This window comes from Actinomadura sp. NPDC049753 (assembly GCF_040674655.1).
Classification (GTDB): domain Bacteria; phylum Actinomycetota; class Actinomycetes; order Streptosporangiales; family Streptosporangiaceae; genus Spirillospora; species Spirillospora verrucosospora.
The window spans coordinates 20014-36782 of record NZ_JBFARL010000067.1 but is presented as its reverse complement, the minus strand read 5'-3'; the positions used below and the strand labels follow the sequence as shown (position 1 = coordinate 36782).

Here is a 16769-nt window from a genome sequence, read left to right as displayed (position 1 = left end):
GCGGGTGCCGAACGCCAGCGGCGGCGCCTCGGCGGCCACGTCGACCTCCTCGCCGAGGCAGCCGGCAGCCCGGCGAGGGCGCGCTCCGCCGCCGCCACCACCCCGGCCGCCTGGCGCGGATCGTCCGACCGGGTCCAGATCGCCGGGACGTCGAACGCGCCTATCACCCGGGCGGTCAGCTCCGCGTCGCCCAGCTCCTCGGCCGCCGTGACGACCGCCAGGCGCTGCTCCCGGGCCGCCTCCAGGCCCCCGGCGCCGGTCACCGCGAGGCTCCGCAGCAGGCCGACCGTCGACTCCAGCCGGGCACGCGCACTTGACGCGACCGTCCGGTCGTATGCCTCGGCCGCCCGGGCCCACACACGCGACGCCGCGTCCCGTGCGGGTTCCAGATGGTCGGCCTGGCGGAGAATGTCCTCCTCTAGGCGGCGCAAGGTCGGGCCGGGGTCCAACCCCAGTTCCTCGACCAGAAGGCCGCGCGCCCTATGCAGGACGGCCAGTGCGTCTCCTTGGCGGCCGGTTCGGTAGAGGGCGAGCGCCAGTAGACGCCAGGCGTCCTCTCGCCAGGGATGGTCGGCGACATGCGCGTCCAGATCCGGTACGGCCTCGGCGGCCAGGCCCTGCGCCAGCCGCGCCTCGGCCTTCCGCTCGACGGCGCGCAGCCGCAGCTCCGCCAGCCGGGAGTGCTCCGCCCGCGCCCACGGCTCGTCGGCGAACTCGGCGTAGGCGGGGCCGCGCCACCAGCCCAGCGCCTCGTCCAGCGCGCCCGCCAGTTCGGCGGGGGGACGGTCCGAGGCCACCACCCGCTCGAACCGCCAGGCGTCCACGGCCTCGGGCCCGGCGCGCAGCGCGTATCCCGGCCCCTCGGTGACCAGCAGCCGGGGCGGCGTCCTCGGCGGGCGGTCCGGTTCGAGAACGCGCCGCAGAGCCGCCACGAAGGTGCGGACGGCACCGACCGCGTCCGACGGCGGATCGGCCCACAGATCGTCCACGATCCGGGACACCGGCACCACGCGCCCCCGCGCGACGATCAGGCGGGCCAGGACGGCGCGGTGCCGAGGCCCCTTCAGGGCGATCGCGTCCCCATGCCCGTCCCAGGCCGTCACCGGCCCCAGCACCCCGAACAGGACCTCCACGCCCTCACGGTATAGCGCGCTCATCGGATGCTCATCCGCGCCCGGCAGCCTGGGACGCATGCCAACTATCAGCGATTTCGACTACCAGCGCGTCCCCGTCGCCGACGGTGTGTCCCTCAACGCGGCGGTCGGCGGATCGGGCTCCCCGATCGTCCTGCTGCACGGCTTCCCGCAGACCCACCTGATGTGGCGGCACGTCGCCCGCGACCTCGCCGCCGACCACACGGTCATCGTCCCCGACCTGCGCGGATACGGCGAGAGCGACAAACCGTCCGACGGCTACTCCAAGCGGACCATGGCCGCCGACACCGTCGCCCTCGCCCGCGCCCTGGGCCACGACTGCTTCGCCCTCGCCGGCCACGACCGCGGCGCGCTCGTCGCGTTCCGCGCCGGCCTCGACCACCCCGGCACGATCACCCATCTCGCCTGCCTGGACGTCCTGCCGACCCTGGACATGTGGGACGTCATGCGCGGCGCGTCGGCCGCCGTCGGCTTCCACCTGTACCTGATGGCGCAGCCGCCCGGCCTCCCCGAACAGCTGATCGCCGGAGCCTCGGACGCCTTCTTCGGCCACTTCCTCGACGTGTGGACGAACGACCCGTCCGCGATCCCGCCCGACGTCCGCGCCGCCTACCTGGACGCCTGCCGCGCCGCCATCCCCTCGATCGTCGCGGACTACCGCGCGTCCGCCGGCGTCGACGTCGACCACGACACGGCCGACCGGGACGCGGGCAACCGCCTGCGGATGCCCGTCACCGTCCTCCAGCAGGACTGGGGCGCCGCCCTCGGCTACGACGCCGCCGCGCTGTGGGGCGCCTGGGCGGCCGACCTCCGCCATGAGACCGTCACGTGCGGCCACTTCATGGCAGAGGAGGCGCCCGCGGAGGTGGCGAAGTCCCTCAGGACGCTCCTGGAGCGATGAGCGAGACGCAGGGGCGGCCCCGCGGCTACCAGAAGGGCGGGCCGCCCTGCGTCGCCGCCCACACCCACACGTAGATGATGAAACCGGTGGCGACCAGCCCAAGCAGCATTTCCCAGTTGGGCGGCGACGCGCTCCGTCCACGCCTGCGGTTCATGGCGATCGTCCGTTCGTCCGGTGTGCCTCGTTGTGACTGATCTAGCCGGAGGTGTCCCGGACAATCCCAGCAACGGGCAAACTCAGCGGAGGTAGTCCTCGAAGCCCTCCGCCAGGGACTCGGCCATGAGCTGCCTGAACGCGGCACTCGACATCTTGGCCGCGTCCCCCGGGTTCTTCATGTTCCCGCATTCGATGAACACGGCCGGCACGGTGGACATGTTCAGCCCGCCGAGATCATCCCGCCGGTCGAGCCCGTCCTTCCCGAGGTAGTCGGCGTAGGGCATGTTCGTCCCCGACCGGTACGCGTCGCGGATCGCCGTCCCCAGGCGGGCGGACGGGCCGACGATCCCCCGGTTCCCGCCCACGGGCATCGGCAGGATGACGTGGAAGCCGTGCCTGGCCGCCGCCGCACCGTCGCCGTGGATCGACAGCGTCGCATCGGCGCGTGCCCGGTTCCCGATCGCCGCCCGCTCCGTGACGCAAGGCCCCACCCCCGCGTCGCTGCCGCGCGTCAGCGTCACCCTGGCGCCCCTGGCCCGCAGCGCCTTCGCCAGCCGGTTCGAGACGTCCCAGGTGAAGGCGTGCTCGGCGTAACCGTCCGCGGTGGCGGTCCCGGTCGTGTTGCAGGCCTTGCGGCCGTTCCCGACCCACACCGGGCGGCTGATCGCTTCCGGATGGGCCGCGTTCCCGCCGTTGTGCCCGGGGTCGAGCACGATCACCTTTCCGCCGAGCCGTCCCGGCGCGGCGGATCCGCCGTCCTTCGGGGCCGGCGGCGGTCCGCTGCCCGTGGCGGGCCGAGCATGGCAGGCGACTAATCCCAGGCAGACCAGGCAAACCGCCACGGGTTTCCCAGCGAGCTTCTCCATAGGCCGCGTCCCCCTCGCCCTCACCCGGATTTCTGCGCCGGGCCTCGCGGCGCCAAACGGAACGGGCGGGAGGTCGTCCCTCCCGCCCGTTATGTCCAGCGCCGGCCTCAGCTCTTCGTGAACTGCGCGATGGCGCCGAGGACCACCGCGTCGGTGAGGTAGCCGATGTGGGTCTGGCAGGCCACGTAGTGGTTGTTCGCGCCGTCCAGACGGGTGCTGGTGTAGGGGATGATGATGCCGTCGCACGGCGAGTACCAGGTGGCGTACTGCGTGCTGCCGGGCGTCTCGTCCCCCGCGCTGATCTGCTGGATGAACGTCGACCCGGGGAGCATCTGCCTACACGTCTCGAAGACCGTGCAGGCGCTGGCGTACGTCGTCCCGTGGTTGGCGCCCGCGATCGACGCCAGGTGCGCGACGTTCGGGTTCCCGTTCAGCACCTTCAGGTAGTACTGGCTGACCAGGCCGCCCATGGAGTGGTTGACGATGTCGACCTGGGAGGCGCCGGTCCGCGACTTCACCTGGTTCACGTAGGAGGCGAGCCCCGCCGCGTTCTGCTTGTTGTCGCCGTAGGAGTTGTACTCGTAGGCGAACAGCTGGTCGCTGCTGTAGCCCGCGGCGCGGAACACCGACATGGCGGTGACCCAGTTGGACGCGCTGCCGGTGTACCCGTGCACGAACACCACGGGCCGCGGCCCGGCCGCCTGCGCCGGTGCGAGGCCGAATCCGAACGCCGCCAGCGCCGCGAGCAACGCGACGACGGAACCGAGGACCTTTCTCATGGAACCTCCAGGGGTGGGACGGTCAACGCCCCGGAGTCTGACCCTCGCCATCCCGGCGGGCATCGGCGAAATCACCGGCCTTCCGGGCGGAAGCGCACAAGCGGATCCAGGCGGCTGACGGCCATCAGCTCCCCCGGCGGCCCCGCCGCGCTGAAGCCGCTTCCGCAAGGCGATCCCGAGCTCGCCGAACGTCAGTGCGGCGCGGGGCTCCCGATCGCCTCAAAGACCGTCGTGATCTCCTCCACCAGCGCCTCGGCGCCCGCGAACACGTCCACGGCGACCCGCTGGGTCACGGCGAGCGGCTGGGTCACGGCGAGCGGCAGCGCCGTGGCCTGCCCGGACTCCCGGGCGAGCCGGACATGCCGGGCGGCGAAGATCTCCCCGTCAGGGAGTGGCCGCCTCGCCGTCCCCGGGTAACCCCAGGGGCAGGCCAGGGACACAACCTGGTCCCCTCAGAGCCCCTCGGCCCGGCCATCTGCCCCGTCCAGCGACAGGGGACGGGAAGCCGAGGGGAGGACACGTCACACCCGCCCGGCCGCTTCCACGAGAAAGGCAGCCACATGAAGATCGTCGTCATCGGCGGCACCGGCCTCATCGGGTCGAAAGTGATCGCGAACCTCACCGCGCAGGGCCACGAGGCCGTCCCCGCGTCCCCGAACACCGGCGTCGACACCCTCACCGGCGAGGGCCTCGCGGACGTCCTCACCGGCGCGTCGACCGTGATCGACGTGTCGAACTCGCCGTCCTTCGAGGACGAGGCCGTCCTGAACTTCTTCGAGACCTCGACCGGCAACCTGCTCGCCGCCGAGGAGAAGGCGGGCGTCGGCCACCACGTCGCCCTGTCGATCGTGGGCGTCGAGCGCCCGCCGGAGCGCGGCTACTTCCGCGCGAAGGTCGCCCAGGAGGCCCTGATCGAGAAGTCGCCGATTCCGTACTCGATCGTCCACGCGACGCAGTTCTTCGAGTTCACCGGGGCCATCGCCGACGAGGCGACCAAGGACGGCACGGTCCGCATAGCGCCGGTCTTCTACCAGCCGATGGCAGGCGACGACGTCGCGGAGCAGGTCGCCCGGGTCGCGACGGCATCCCCGCTGAACGGCCGCGTCGAGGTCGCCGGCCCCGACCGCTACCGCATGGACGAGTTCTTCCGCGAGGCACTGGCCATCCGGAACGACCCCCGCGAGGTGATCGCCGACCCCGACGCCCACTACTTCGGCGCTCCCGTCGAGGAGCACAGCCTCGTTCCCTTGGGCGACGCCACCCTCGGCAAGGTGCACTACAACACCTGGCCCGGCCGTCTCCAAGCCCCGAAATAGCGCAAGTCCGACCTCCGGCCGCCCCGAACCTCAGGCGGCCGGAAACTCCGGACACCACCCCCAAGGGACGATGCGTCCCAGGGAGCAGCGAACGCAGGGAGCCGAGACGCGCTCGTCTGCGCCGCTCGAAAAGGGCTGCCGCCCGCCTCAAGCTGAGAGACGGGCGGCGAAGGAAGCCACGGCTACGGGCAGGGAATCAGAACGGGGAGCGGGCGCGAGCGCGCCGCCCGGCGTCCCCGCTGCGGCCGACAGCACGCGAGGAGCTGCGGAACGGCTTGCTCAGCAGCCGCCCGAGCCCGCCCGGAGCCGAAGAACCCGCGCGTGACCCCACCCCCAGCGCACGCTGAGTACCTCGCTGCGGATGCCGCGACAACCTCGGCAGCAGGAACGCCAGAACCAGCAGAACCGCACAGACGCCCACGATGGCGACAATAACCATGAAACCCGCCCTTTCAGCCGTTTACGGTCAAAGCCGCTCTACCCTCCCTTGGCCGAGCCATGCAGCCCGTTCCCCTGAGTCGTGTCACGCCGCCCGGGCAGGCGAGCGGAAAACCTCGCGGGCGTGCCAGGCAATGTGCTGGTCATCCACGTCAGGAAAAGCTCTCTGCGGCGTGCTGATCGGGCGTCCGGCCAGAGCGTGAACCTGATGGCGGGCGGCTGGGCCGCGCCCGACGTAGTGCACCGACACGGTGACCCGCCGATCCTCGGCTATGCCGAGCGCGCCCTTGTCGAAGAGCTTGTGGTGCAGCGCGCACAGGCAGATGCCGTTGGTGATGTCGTCGGGCCCGTCAAAGGCCCACCAGCGGACGTGCGCGGCGTCCAGCCCGACCGCGGTCCCGTTCAGCCAGCCGTCATAGCCGCAGAACGCGCACTGGTACTCATAGGCGACCATGATCTGCTCGCGGAACGCCCGGTCACGCCGCCGCGGGATCACCGCGCCCGCGGCCTCGACCGACTCCAGGTCGATCCCGGCGGCCGCGCAGATGTCGTCGTGCAGCGAAGGTTCGAAGTTGACGTCCAGAATGGCGCGGCAAAGCTGCGCCAACAGCCGTGGATCCTGACGCAGTGCGGCCGCCAGTTCACCGGTGAACCGCCCTCGCGCGGCCTGAGCCCGCAGGTCGCCGACACCGGGCCCCGGACTGCCGCCCCCGTCGGCGGTCTGTACCTCCCACAAACCGTCGCTGGTCAGATAGTGGAAGGGATACGCGGGACTTGTCTTCCGGGGCGGCCCGAACTCCCGCAACAGCCCGGCGAGGTGCTCCTCGACCTCGCTGTAGAAGATCGGCGCATCACCGCACCGCTGAAAGTGCCCAAGCGCGTACAACAGCAGCAACGGCTTATGCGGCGCCCGCTCCCCACCCCGCGACCACCGGCGGACCCCCGTAACCCGCTCAACCCAGTCCACTCCGGCACCCTACGGGACCCCGACAACAGGCCCCTGACGGTCAGTCCGCCGCGAAGACCACGCCGGAAGATCACGAGACGGGCCAGTGGTGCGGATCATAATCCTGGTGCGGCGTCGTCCGGGCACCGCGGCACGAGGGGCGGTATGGCTGAGGTGCTGGTCTTCCACCACGGGCACGGGCTGACCGACGGCGTCCGCGAGTTCGCCGAGAAGTTGCAGCGAGCCGGACACACCGTCCACCTCCCGGACCTGTTCGAGGGGCAGACCTTCGACAGCCTCGAGAAGGGCATGGGGTATGCCGAGGCCACCGGGTTCGGCACCCTAATCGGGCGCGGAGCCGCCGCCGCTGAGAAGTTGCCTGCGGAACTCGTCTATCTCGGGTTTTCGCTCGGTGTCCTGCCGGCGCAGAAGCTGGCCCAAACACGCCCCGGCGCCAAGGGTGCGCTGCTGCTGGAGGCATGCCTCCCGGTCGCGGAGTTCGGCGGAGCCTGGCCCGACGACGTCCCGGTCCAGATCCACGGCATGGACGCAGATCCGTGCTTCGCGGGCGAGGGCGACGTGGACGCGGCCCGGGCGCTCGTAGAGGCGGCGGCGGAGGCCGAATTGTTCCTGTACCCCGGCGACAGGCACCTGTTCACTGACAGCAGCTTGCCATCGCACGACGAAAACGCCGCAGCGCAGGCCACCGATCGAGTGCTGGACTTCCTCGACCGCATCAAATAACCAAAGGCGCCCGCCCGACCCTTCCTGGCGTTCTACGAGCTTCAGGCGCCCACTTTTGCCTCGCCATGAGTGACTAGCGCCAAGGCCAGCTCCGTAGGCGTCGCCCAGGGACAGCAGGTGAAATTTCCAAGGCTTGGTGGGAGCCTTGCGGGTAGGCGATGGACGGTGTGAGGGCGAGATTGTGCAGCCGGGACTGGAATTGGCGGGCCGCTACCGCCTGGAGACGTTGCTGGGTCGCGGCGGCATGGGTGAGGTGTGGCGCGGGCTCGACTTGTCGCTGGAGCGTCCTGTCGCGTTGAAGGTTCTGCTACCCCACTGGCGTGATGAGAGCGAAATGGTCCAGGCGATGGGCAGGTTCCGCCGCGAGGGCCGGGCCGCCGCCCGCCTGTCCCACCCGGCCATCGCCGCGGTCTTCGATGTCGGTGAGGAACGCGGGCATCCGTTCCTCGTCCTTGAGCTGCTGACCGGGCAGGACCTGCGCAAGATTCTGGAACGGCAGCCCGGCGGCCTGCCCATTGAGCTGGTACTGGACTACGGGGCCCAGGTGGCCGAAGGGCTGGCGGCCGCGCACGCGGCCGGGGTAGTACATCGCGATATCAAGCCGGCCAATCTGATGCTGTTGCCAAGCGGGCAGGTGAAGATCTGCGACTTCGGCATCGCCAGACTGCAGGGCGCCACCGCGGGACTGTCGGCGACAGGCGTCCGAATGGGCACCTTCGCTTACATGCCTCCCGAGCAGGCCGCCGGCAAGCCTCTGGACGGTCGGGCCGACCTGTACGCCCTCGGCTGCACTCTGTTCCACATGCTCACCGGCCGGTACGTCTTCCCTGGCGACGATCTGCAGGCCATCGTCGCCCAGCACCTGGCCAGGCCCGCCCCTTCCCCACGCGCGCTGCGGCCCGAGACCCCCGCTGCTCTGGACGCGCTCGTCCTGGCCCTGCTCGCCAAATCTCCCGATGACCGTCCCGCGGACGCTGCCGCAGTAGCACGCGAACTGAGGTGTATCGGGCGGCCGGCCTCCCCGGTGAACGCCTGGTATGTGCTGCCCGATCCGGCGGCGCTGCGGCCCGGCAGTGTGTCCAAGCCGCGGACCAAGGCCAATGACACGGTGGTGAACGCGCTTACCGGGGTGTTGGAGCAGTTCGACATCGACGCGCAGGTCACCGGGTTCACCCGGGGGCCGACGATCACGCGGTATGAGATCGAGCTGGGTCCGGCGGTGAAGGTGGAGAAGGTCACGGCGCTGACCAAGAACATCGCCTATGCGGTGAAGAGCGCCGATGTGCGCATCATCTCGCCGATTCCCGGCAAGTCGGCGATCGGGGTGGAGATCCCCAACACCGACAAGGACATCGTCAGCCTCGGTGATGTGCTGCGGTCGCCGGCGGCGACCAATGAGCACCATCCGATGATCGTGGGGTTGGGCAAGGACGTCGAGGGGCGCACGGTGGTGGCGAACCTGGCGAAGATGCCGCACATCCTGATCGCGGGTGCGACCGGGGCCGGGAAGTCGACGTGCATCAACGGGCTCATCACCTCGATCCTGATGCGCGCGACCCCTGACGAGGTGCGGATGATCCTGGTCGATCCCAAGCGGGTCGAGCTGACGATGTACCAGGGCATCCCGCACCTGATCACGCCGATCATCACCAATCCCAAGAAGGCCGCCGAGGCGCTGGAGTGGGTGGTGGGGGAGATGGACCGCCGCTACGACGACCTGGCCGCGTCGGGGTACCGGCACATCGACGACTTCAACAAGGCGGTGAAGGCGGGCAAGCTGGTCCCGCCGCCCGGCAGCGAGCGCGTGTACACCCCGTACCCGTACATGCTCGTCATCGTCGACGAGCTGGCCGACCTGATGATGGTCGCGCCGCGCGACGTTGAGGACTCGGTCGTGCGCATCACCCAGCTCGCCCGCGCCGCGGGGATCCACCTGGTGCTGGCGACGCAGCGTCCGTCGGTGGACGTGGTCACCGGGCTGATCAAGGCCAACGTGCCGTCCCGGCTGGCGTTCGCGACCTCCTCGCTGTCCGACAGCCGCGTCATCCTGGACCAGCCGGGCGCGGAGAAGCTCGTCGGGCAGGGCGACGCCCTGTTCCTGCCGATGGGCGCGAGCAAGCCCATGCGCATCCAGAACGCCTACGTCTCCGAGAAAGAGATCCACAGCGTCGTCGACCACTGCAAGGGGCAGATGCAGGCGAACCACGGACGTGTTCAGCCCGGCTGAGCCCACCAGCCAGACCACCCGAAGCCTGGAGAGCCCGACGCAACACGACGTCCGCTCATTGCCGCTGCTGATCGGTGCCCGCCCAGCGAGCGGCGTCACGGTTCGGCTGGGACCTGGCTGAGGTCGAGCCGGTACCAGTCCGTGTCCGTAAGGATGTGCAGGTCGGGCCCACGTCCGATGACGCGCGCGTCGCCAGGGAGCTCCTCCCCACCAGGAAGTACAACCCTGTATTCCCCGCGACTCCGCATCTTGCCGTCGGCCAGTTGGCCTGCGACCAGGCGGTCGCGGTCGGCGCTGTATCCGCCGTACAGGGCGACGCGTGAGCCGTCGGTGATGAGCGCACGTGGGGCGGCGCCGTCGCCGTCCCAGCCGGTGAGAGCCCCATCATGGACGCGGACGATGGGGAAGTCCGTGTAGTAGCACGTCCAGGCGGTGTCCGCGTCGACGTTGAGCGCATAGCAGTCGCTGATCGCTCCCCACGGGTTGTCCACGTGGGAGGGGAACCGCCAGTCGACCTGCAGATCCGGGGAGAAGCGCGCGAGCCCGCAGGAGCCGATCGGTGCCGGGCCGTCAACCCCGCCCCAGCCGTAGTTGCCGTAGCGAGCACCGGGGAGGGCTACACCTACGCCATCCACAAGCACCTCATGCCGGAGTTCGGCGGCATGAGGATGGTCGACATCCTCCCCGAGCACGTCCGAGCCTGGATCGCCAAGCTCAAGAACCAGGGCATGAAGCCCGTGACCATCCAATGCAACAAGATCATCCTCAGTGCCATCTTCACCACGGCCTTGGACGACCAGGTCACCTACCTACACCCCTGCCGTGGCGTGAAGTCTCCGCCCATCGCGCGCAAGCCGCTCCAGATCGTCACGCCTGAGCAGTTCGACGACGTCTACAATGCCCTCCCCGAAGGCACCTTCCGCCTCCTCGCCGACACTGAGATCGAGAGCGGCCTCCGCTGGGGCGAACTCAGCGAGCTGCGTCCCAGGGACCTCAACCTCAAGACGCGCATCCTCACGGTCAGCCGCACGGTCGTGGAGCTCAACCCGAAGTTTCACCCGAAGGGCGGCCACTTCCTCGTCAAGGACTACCCGGAGGACAAGGAGTACCGCCGCTTCAAGCTCAGCGCACAGATGACCGAGATGACGTACATCTTGTTCAGGTCGTGGTCGCGCTGGGCCACCGGAGTCGTGTCATCGCGTGTCTAGACGCTCGTCCTGAGACCAAGAGCAGGGTGCCTCTGCCATGGGATGAGCTATGGCGAATCGTTGTAGGGCCCGCTTCGGCGGGTCAGCGACATCAGCAGTGGGGGCACCGTGATCGGTCGCATGCTCGCGCTGGGCGAGCAGCCCGTTGTGCCGTCGACGAGTTCCACCCTGGACGGTACCTAGCCTTTCGCCCAGGGTGTCCGGCTCTGATGGGTATTGCTACCCTGCAAGGAATACAGCGTCAACGGATGGCTGGCTAATGATCTTGTAAAAGCTCGTTGCTGCCGAGACCCTTCTAGTGATTCCTTGCTCAAAGGGGAAGAGATCCGGCGGCAAGTCGAGCACCCGGGAGCCAAGTCCATGGCCACCCGATCTGCTGGCAGCGCGGCAGGCCAATCTTGAGACAGCGAAAGCAGACGAACGTCAGTTGATGCCTGCCTGGCGTCGGTACACCGGCGGCTTCTACAGCACTGCAGGAACTGCCGCTGTCATCGGTTGATGATTTCTTCCATGGTCTCGCCCGGCAACGCCGGGTTTCGCGCGGCCGCTTCAGCGGTGTCGTCGTCGGCTAGCATTTTCAGGAGCCGCCGTGTGGGCAGCCGGGCGTCGGCGGCCGCCGAACGCCGTACCGTCAGGTCGGGATCGCGGCTGAGAGTTTCGATCAATTGTGATGGGATGTGCGGGTCCATGGTCGCCAACGCACGTTCGCGCGGGTCGGGTGAGGTGGCGTAGCGGCGCAGTCCTGAGCGTGGGAAGTTCGGGTGGCGCAACATCTTGGCCTGGGAGTACCCCTGGAACTCCAGGACCATCCTGAGCAGCAACTCGCCGGGTGGGTCCGGATGGTTCTCAGCCAGAAACAGCCGAACCAAGAAATCGTCGTCATTGGCCAACGTCTGCACGAGGTCCGCTGGAAGATGCGGACAGTGCGCAGCGCTGCGTCTCAATGCGGGATGCGCCGAGGTCGCGCACCGGCGCATGATCGCCGCGTCGTCGCACGCATCGGTCACCCACTCGAGCGGACGAAAGAGCCGGTTGGGGTCGTCGGTGTAGTCGATGGCCGCGCGCTGCTCCTCGCTGAGATCGGCCCGCCGGGACACGGCGAGTCGCACCTCCGGATCCGGATCTATGGCCAGTTCGGCGACGAGATCGGCCGGGAGGCTCGGTTCGGTGGCCACCCTCGCTCGCGTGCCGGCCTCGCCGTCGCGGGCGAGACGCTCGGCCAGCGGGCGCGCAAGGATCACCCGCTTCGAGGGCCGAGGGGATAGTTCGGTTTCGGACTCGATGACCGCCGCAGGGGCCTGGCGTTGCATGGCGGCCTGCCGCACCTTGGGGTCGGCATCCGACAGCAGGGCGGCCCTGGCCGCTTTGCTCAGCTGTGACCAGCCATCGATCAGGCAGAGGCGGACGGCCGGATCGGGATCGGCCGCCAGTAGATCTCTGACGTGCATAGGCGTGTACCGCTGCAGGGCGACTTCTTCTCGGACCACCCGTTCGGGATCGGCAGCCAGTAGTTCGTACGCCTCGACGGTCAGAGGCGTCCGCGGTTCGAGAGTCGACACCTGGTATCGGAAATTGCAGTGCTCGACCAGGTTCACCCTGACCCCGACATCGGGATCGGTGGCCAGCCGGGACCGGACCTGGGGCCCGACCGATAGATTCCAAGACAGAGCCCGCCGCACACCCCGGTCGCGATGATGGACGATTTCGTCGACAAGTCGTTCCGGCATCGTCGTGCGCATGGCCAGTGCATGCCGTACATCGCGCGGCCCCGACTCCAGAAGTCTCAGCAGGATCTGGAGCGGAGCGGCTTGGTTGTAGGCCAGGCCGATCAGCCGAGGGTCGGAGTCATCACAGACACTGCACACAGGCGATCCCTTCGCTCCGATACTCCGCCCCTGAGCATGACGCATGGTTGCCGGTCCCGGTACAACGGATGGTGTTCGCGGATCACCGGACGGTTTGCACTAATGGATTACCGTTTCCTGGCCGGCTGACCGGGACCGGAGCAACCAGCGGAGTGCTGCTTCCGGCCACAGCAGACGGCGCCGCCGCGGCTTTGGTCAACGCCGCTGGACATGGTGTTGATCATCGGAGCCCCTCACCGAACCTGCAGTCGGCTCGATAAGGCCCTCGCCCCGCAGCTCGGCCGGATTACCCTGCCAGCGTGACCACCGCATCGGGATTCGACATCCAGCAGTTGCACGCCGATGCCGACCGCGACGGCATCACCAAACTCGTGGTCGGTGCCATCGTCCACGCCGGTGGTCAAGTGCTCATCCTGCGCCGCTCCGCCGAGGACACGTTCATGGGCGGCATCGAGGAACTCCCCTCGGGTGGCGTCGAGCCAGGCGAGAACCTGCTCACCGCACTGGAACGCGAACTCGCCGAAGAGATCGGCTGGACCGGATCACTCACCCTCGATCCCGGCTTCGTCACCCACTTCGACTACATCTCTGGATCCGGCCGCAATGCCCGCCAATACACCTTTGGCGTGTCCCACCACGGTCGGCCCATCGTCCTGAGCGCCGAACACACCGCGTACCGATGGCTTCGCCCCGCCGAACTTGCCGACTCCGACGCTCGACCGACAGGCGACGTGTAGGTAGGCGGACGGCGCGCTGGAACCAGGGGCCCCATCGCCCGTCGTCGACTTGGTAGCCATACTCGATGGTCGAGTGCTGACCGGGGTAGAGCGGGAAGCGCCCGCGGTCGTTGTCCAGGCACAGCCACGCCTCTTTGAACGAATCGCGATCTTGCTTGGGGCGCCATTTCATGGGTTCGCCATCGCAGGACGCGCTCAGTGCGAGTTCATCCCAGGTGAGCGGCCGGGCCCGATACAAGGCGTTGGACTGGTCGGGACGGCCGGGGTAGCGGTCGACGCTGATGCGGATCAGGTAGCGGGTGACAGGTTCAGCGCCGCCGTTGAACAGCCGGCGCCGCTGCATCGGCCGGTACGTCGTCCCGTCGTATTCCAACCGAGCATGGTCCTCCTCCACGACCAGTCCCTCGACGTTGCTCGCGCCAGCGCTGGTGCTGGCGGCTCGGGTCGGCCCGTCGGCTCGCCACGCCTGCCACAAGGAACCATCCGCGCTGAGCACGCCGTCGGCTTTACGGGCGAAGTCCTCACTGGCTGGATGGCGTCCAGCCTCAACATGGCTGACGTAGGACGGGTCGAAGCCTATCGCCGCCGCCAATTTCTTCTTCGACATCGTGCGGTGTTCGCGCCACCAGGTCAAAGCCTCGCCGAACGGAGGCGTCCCCTCGGCGGAGGCGGTCGCTGGATCATCGGCGGAGTGCTGAACGCCCATGTCCTAATCATCTCTTCAATCCAGGCTGAGCGAATGAATGAACCGTGAATGAGGTCCCGTCAGCGTGGCCTCACAGACCGTATCGAGGGTTACCTCCCTGGTGACAACAACCTCGAGGAGGCTCTCGATGACTCGCTTGGCTCCCCCCGACTCGCCAGTCGCCGATCAGGGTTGGCGGCTCCTGATCGTCGGCGCCGGTCAGCGCACCGTTGATGTGCTGCTGCCGGCGCTGCACCGGGCCATGCCGACCGCGCGGGTCGCAGCTATCTGTGATCCCGATCCCGCCGTCGCCGTCCGGATCGCGGGGCTGACACAAGCAGGGCGGCTGGTCGATGACGTCTCGGTGTTCGCCGAGCTGGACCGAGCTCTGGCCGCAGGCCCGTACCAGGTCGCGATCCTGGCCTGTCCGCACGACCTGCACCAAAAGGCGACATTACGGCTGACCGACGCGCACATCGCGGTGTGGAAGGAGAAGCCCTACGCCCTCACACTTCAGCAGGCCGCCCAGCTGGCACCCCGCAATGTGCGAGTGCTGGCGCATCGTCCACACGGGCAGCTGCTGCAGATCGCTACCGACCGGATGGCGGCCTGGGGACGGCTACTGTCGTACCGAATCCGGATCACCCGTCCTACCGGCGACTACACCGGCACTTGGCGTGCCTCGGCTGAACGCGCGGGCGGTGGCGCCATCTGCGACCTGGGCTACCACGCCTTCGACCTGATCAGCCGCCTCACCGGAGGGCCCTCCGCGCGACCGGCCACCGTATACGCGGTCACCACCGGCTCCCCGGTGCACCGGCCCGCCGTTGAGGTGGAGGAAAGCGCCCACCTGACCATCACTCACGCCGACGGATGCGCAGGAACCGTGCACCTCTCGCGCTGCGAAGAGCGCGCCGACGAGATGGACCTGGTCGCCGAGCAAGGACGCATCACGATCTCGGGCGACCAGTCGGTGCTTCGCATCACCACTCCGGCCGGACGAACCCACCATGCCGAGGTAACAGCCGCCGACGACGATCCGTGGGCGGCGATGCTGTGCCACCACGCCCAGACCCTCAGCGACACAGCGGTCACCGCCGCCGAGGCCCGCATCGGCATCGCTGCGACCGCACTGATGGAGGCGGCCTACACCTCGGTGCGGCTGGGCCGTCCCGCCCATGTGGCCTCCTGCGCCGGCGCTGCTCCGGCGACCGTCCCCACCCTGGAAGGGCGCGCATCATGACGTCCACGTGGCCACCCATCGACGCCGAGGTCTCCACCGCGGTCACCCGGCAACTGCACACGACCGTTTCCATCTACGACCGGTCAGGGATCATCGCCCGGTTCGAGGACGCGTTCGCCACCCGCCACAACGCCTCGCATGCGTTGCTGACCTCATCAGGCACCGCCGCGCTGCATTCGGCCTACTACGCGCTCGGCCTCGGCCCGGGCGACGAGGCGATCGTGCAGGACTACACCTTCTTCGCCACCGCAACCCCACTGCTCCAACTGGGTGCCGTGCCGGTCCTGGCCGACGTCGACATCCACGGCGAACTCGACCTCGGACGCGCGGCCGAACTGCTCACGGACCGCACCAAAGCCGTGGTCATCACGCACATGTGGGGCAACCCACAGAACACCCGCCGGCTGCGGGACTGGTGCGATGCGCGCGGGCTGGCGCTGGTGGAGGACTGCTCCCACGCCCACGGCGCCACCCGCGACGGCGTCAGCGTCGGCGAACTCGCTGACGCCGCCTGTTGGAGCCTTCAGGGCCGCAAGACCATCACCGCAGGCGAGGGCGGCATCCTGACTACCCCGCACCGCGAGGTCTACGAAAAGACGACACTCCTTGGACACTTCAACAAACGTGCCCTAGCCGAAATGAGGACCGAGTCGCCGCTGTACCGGTTCGCCGAGACCGGCCTCGGACTCAAATACCGGGCGCACCCACTTGGGCTGGCGATGGCGGAGGTCTATCTGCGACGCCTGGACGACTGGCTCCTCGCTCGCCAGAGCCACGCCGCCCGCCTGGAGAATCTCCTGGCCGGACGAGCCGGCATCAGCGTGCTCACCCCAACCAACCCCGACCGAACCGCCACCTTCTACGCCTTCGTGTTCACCATCGACCCACACGCTGCCGGGTTCTCGCGCGAGGATCTTCTCCGCGCTCTCCGGCAGCGCGGATACGGCGAGATCAGCACATGCGACGCGATGCGGCCGCTGCACACCTACCCAGTCTTCGCTGCGCCCAGATCATCTCATCCTGCAGTTGGCAGCCTTGATCGAAGCCATCGCAGAGTTCCGGCAGCTACAGCGACGTGTCGCTCAGGCAGCCGCCGCCCGAAAGGCTGCCGCTCAGCTCACGAGCCTCAGCCGACCAACACCCCAGCCCCGGCTCCCGACGTTGCCAAGGATGCAGCCGGACCCCATGGCAGAGCAGGACCTTGCGCGTCTCGCCGCTCTCGGCTTCCCGGCACCTCTCAGCAGCCATCAGATGAATGCCCATCAGTACCAATCCGTCCGACCCGAGAGGCTGCACGACTCGCACCGCCGGCGTCCATCGCGGTAGCTCAACCACAAGACCTGACGACGCGCCGAGCGCAGTCGTGGCGCAATGCTCAACGTTGCTTCATGCTAACGGAACATCACGAAGCGTAACGAGGCGCAAACAGCACACAGGCGTAGCGACCAAGGTCGCAAACCTGAGTCACTTCATCCCCACTACATGAGAAAGGTGACGCCATGAC

At 68.6% G+C, this 16769-nt stretch carries 17 protein-coding genes and 1 pseudogene; 8 read left to right on the top strand and 10 right to left on the bottom strand.

The genetic code is table 11. From position 1 onward, the window contains the following. Positions 1-1157 (bottom strand): AfsR/SARP family transcriptional regulator (locus AB0K37_RS19125; protein ID WP_363982543.1); only part of this gene is annotated, 1157 nt, incomplete at its 3' end. A 34-nt stretch (positions 1158-1191) separates the two neighbouring features. Between AB0K37_RS19125 and AB0K37_RS19120 the strand changes: the two genes are divergently transcribed. Further along, positions 1192-2055: an alpha/beta hydrolase gene (locus tag AB0K37_RS19120; RefSeq protein WP_363982540.1), complete on the top strand. Its 864-nt coding sequence runs from the start codon at positions 1192-1194 to the stop codon at positions 2053-2055. Positions 2056-2080: 25 nt separating this feature from the next. On the opposite strand, the gene AB0K37_RS19115 is transcribed toward AB0K37_RS19120, so the two are convergent. The 4 genes from AB0K37_RS19115 to AB0K37_RS19100 all read right to left on the bottom strand — a co-directional run bounded on the left by AB0K37_RS19115 (position 2081) and on the right by AB0K37_RS19100 (position 4296). Further along, positions 2081-2209 carry a hypothetical protein gene (locus AB0K37_RS19115; protein ID WP_363982537.1) on the bottom strand — a complete coding sequence of 43 codons (129 nt, stop codon included), beginning with the start codon at positions 2207-2209 and terminating at the stop codon, positions 2081-2083. A gap of 82 nt (positions 2210-2291) precedes the next feature. Then, positions 2292-3077, bottom strand: a complete 786-nt coding sequence (locus AB0K37_RS19110) for an N-acetylmuramoyl-L-alanine amidase (protein WP_363982534.1) — start codon at positions 3075-3077, stop codon at positions 2292-2294. Positions 3078-3184: 107 nt separating this feature from the next. Further along, positions 3185-3856, bottom strand: coding sequence for an alpha/beta fold hydrolase (locus AB0K37_RS19105; protein WP_363982531.1), 672 nt, complete (start codon positions 3854-3856; stop codon positions 3185-3187). 191 nt (positions 3857-4047) lie between these two features. After that, complete coding sequence (locus tag AB0K37_RS19100; protein WP_363982528.1) at positions 4048-4296, bottom strand: hypothetical protein; 249 nt, start codon at positions 4294-4296, stop codon at positions 4048-4050. A 120-nt stretch (positions 4297-4416) separates the two neighbouring features. Between AB0K37_RS19100 and AB0K37_RS19095 the strand changes: the two genes are divergently transcribed. Next, a complete protein-coding gene (locus tag AB0K37_RS19095; protein ID WP_363982525.1) occupies positions 4417-5172 on the top strand; it encodes an SDR family oxidoreductase in 756 nt (251 codons plus the stop codon). A gap of 196 nt (positions 5173-5368) precedes the next feature. Here the strand turns inward: AB0K37_RS19095 and AB0K37_RS19090 are convergent, their stop codons facing one another. Both AB0K37_RS19090 and AB0K37_RS19085 read right to left on the bottom strand, forming a co-directional pair. Then, positions 5369-5611 carry a DUF6411 family protein gene (locus AB0K37_RS19090; protein WP_353831900.1) on the bottom strand — a complete coding sequence of 81 codons (243 nt, stop codon included), beginning with the start codon at positions 5609-5611 and terminating at the stop codon, positions 5369-5371. 84 nt (positions 5612-5695) lie between these two features. Then, positions 5696-6577 (bottom strand): phosphorothioated DNA-binding restriction endonuclease, encoded by an 882-nt coding sequence (locus AB0K37_RS19085; RefSeq protein WP_363982522.1) that lies wholly within the window; start codon positions 6575-6577, stop codon positions 5696-5698. Positions 6578-6721: 144 nt separating this feature from the next. Here AB0K37_RS19085 and AB0K37_RS19080 point away from each other — a divergent pair, with 144 nt between their 5' ends. Both AB0K37_RS19080 and AB0K37_RS19075 read left to right on the top strand, forming a co-directional pair. Then, a complete protein-coding gene (locus AB0K37_RS19080) occupies positions 6722-7300 on the top strand; it encodes a dienelactone hydrolase family protein (protein ID WP_363982519.1) in 579 nt (192 codons plus the stop codon). Positions 7301-7481: 181 nt separating this feature from the next. Further along, the gene (locus AB0K37_RS19075) at positions 7482-9527 is read left to right on the top strand and encodes a DNA translocase FtsK (RefSeq protein WP_363982516.1); all 2046 of its coding nucleotides are present in this window, start codon (positions 7482-7484) and stop codon (positions 9525-9527) included. Positions 9528-9622: 95 nt separating this feature from the next. Here the strand turns inward: AB0K37_RS19075 and AB0K37_RS19070 are convergent, their stop codons facing one another. Continuing rightward, the gene (locus AB0K37_RS19070) at positions 9623-10162 is read right to left on the bottom strand and encodes a hypothetical protein (protein ID WP_363982513.1); all 540 of its coding nucleotides are present in this window, start codon (positions 10160-10162) and stop codon (positions 9623-9625) included. Positions 10163-10171: 9 nt separating this feature from the next. Between AB0K37_RS19070 and AB0K37_RS19065 the strand changes: the two genes are divergently transcribed. Then, complete coding sequence (locus tag AB0K37_RS19065) at positions 10172-10735, top strand: hypothetical protein (RefSeq protein WP_363982510.1); 564 nt, start codon at positions 10172-10174, stop codon at positions 10733-10735. A gap of 488 nt (positions 10736-11223) precedes the next feature. On the opposite strand, the gene AB0K37_RS19060 is transcribed toward AB0K37_RS19065, so the two are convergent. Continuing rightward, a complete protein-coding gene (locus tag AB0K37_RS19060; protein WP_363982507.1) occupies positions 11224-12474 on the bottom strand; it encodes a hypothetical protein in 1251 nt (416 codons plus the stop codon). 425 nt (positions 12475-12899) lie between these two features. On the opposite strand from AB0K37_RS19060, the gene AB0K37_RS19055 reads away from it, so the two are divergent. Continuing rightward, positions 12900-13337: an NUDIX domain-containing protein gene (locus tag AB0K37_RS19055; protein ID WP_363982504.1), complete on the top strand. Its 438-nt coding sequence runs from the start codon at positions 12900-12902 to the stop codon at positions 13335-13337. A gap of 472 nt (positions 13338-13809) precedes the next feature. Here the strand turns inward: AB0K37_RS19055 and AB0K37_RS19050 are convergent. Beyond that, positions 13810-14043: pseudogene (locus AB0K37_RS19050) on the bottom strand (helix-turn-helix transcriptional regulator); the annotation flags it as partial. A 127-nt stretch (positions 14044-14170) separates the two neighbouring features. Between AB0K37_RS19050 and AB0K37_RS19045 the strand changes: the two are divergent. After that, a complete protein-coding gene (locus tag AB0K37_RS19045) occupies positions 14171-15265 on the top strand; it encodes a Gfo/Idh/MocA family oxidoreductase (protein WP_363982501.1) in 1095 nt (364 codons plus the stop codon). Then, positions 15262-16680 (top strand): aminotransferase class V-fold PLP-dependent enzyme, encoded by a 1419-nt coding sequence (locus AB0K37_RS19040; protein ID WP_363982497.1) that lies wholly within the window; start codon positions 15262-15264, stop codon positions 16678-16680. Before AB0K37_RS19045 ends, AB0K37_RS19040 begins: the two co-directional genes overlap by 4 nt. Positions 16681-16769: the final 89 nt, after the last annotated feature.

Coding starts and splice junctions, on each gene's coding strand:
- AB0K37_RS19045 (WP_363982501.1), top strand. CDS start 14,171: ATGACTCGCTTGGCTCCCCCCGACTCGCCAGTCGCCGATCAGGGTTGG.
- AB0K37_RS19110 (WP_363982534.1), bottom strand. CDS start 3,077: ATGGAGAAGCTCGCTGGGAAACCCGTGGCGGTTTGCCTGGTCTGCCTG.
- AB0K37_RS19065 (WP_363982510.1), top strand. CDS start 10,172: ATGCCGGAGTTCGGCGGCATGAGGATGGTCGACATCCTCCCCGAGCAC.
- AB0K37_RS19060 (WP_363982507.1), bottom strand. CDS start 12,474: ATGCGCACGACGATGCCGGAACGACTTGTCGACGAAATCGTCCATCAT.
- AB0K37_RS19040 (WP_363982497.1), top strand. CDS start 15,262: ATGACGTCCACGTGGCCACCCATCGACGCCGAGGTCTCCACCGCGGTC.
- AB0K37_RS19120 (WP_363982540.1), top strand. CDS start 1,192: ATGCCAACTATCAGCGATTTCGACTACCAGCGCGTCCCCGTCGCCGAC.
- AB0K37_RS19115 (WP_363982537.1), bottom strand. CDS start 2,209: ATGAACCGCAGGCGTGGACGGAGCGCGTCGCCGCCCAACTGGGAAATG.
- AB0K37_RS19105 (WP_363982531.1), bottom strand. CDS start 3,856: ATGAGAAAGGTCCTCGGTTCCGTCGTCGCGTTGCTCGCGGCGCTGGCG.
- AB0K37_RS19090 (WP_353831900.1), bottom strand. CDS start 5,611: ATGGTTATTGTCGCCATCGTGGGCGTCTGTGCGGTTCTGCTGGTTCTG.
- AB0K37_RS19095 (WP_363982525.1), top strand. CDS start 4,417: ATGAAGATCGTCGTCATCGGCGGCACCGGCCTCATCGGGTCGAAAGTG.
- AB0K37_RS19080 (WP_363982519.1), top strand. CDS start 6,722: ATGGCTGAGGTGCTGGTCTTCCACCACGGGCACGGGCTGACCGACGGC.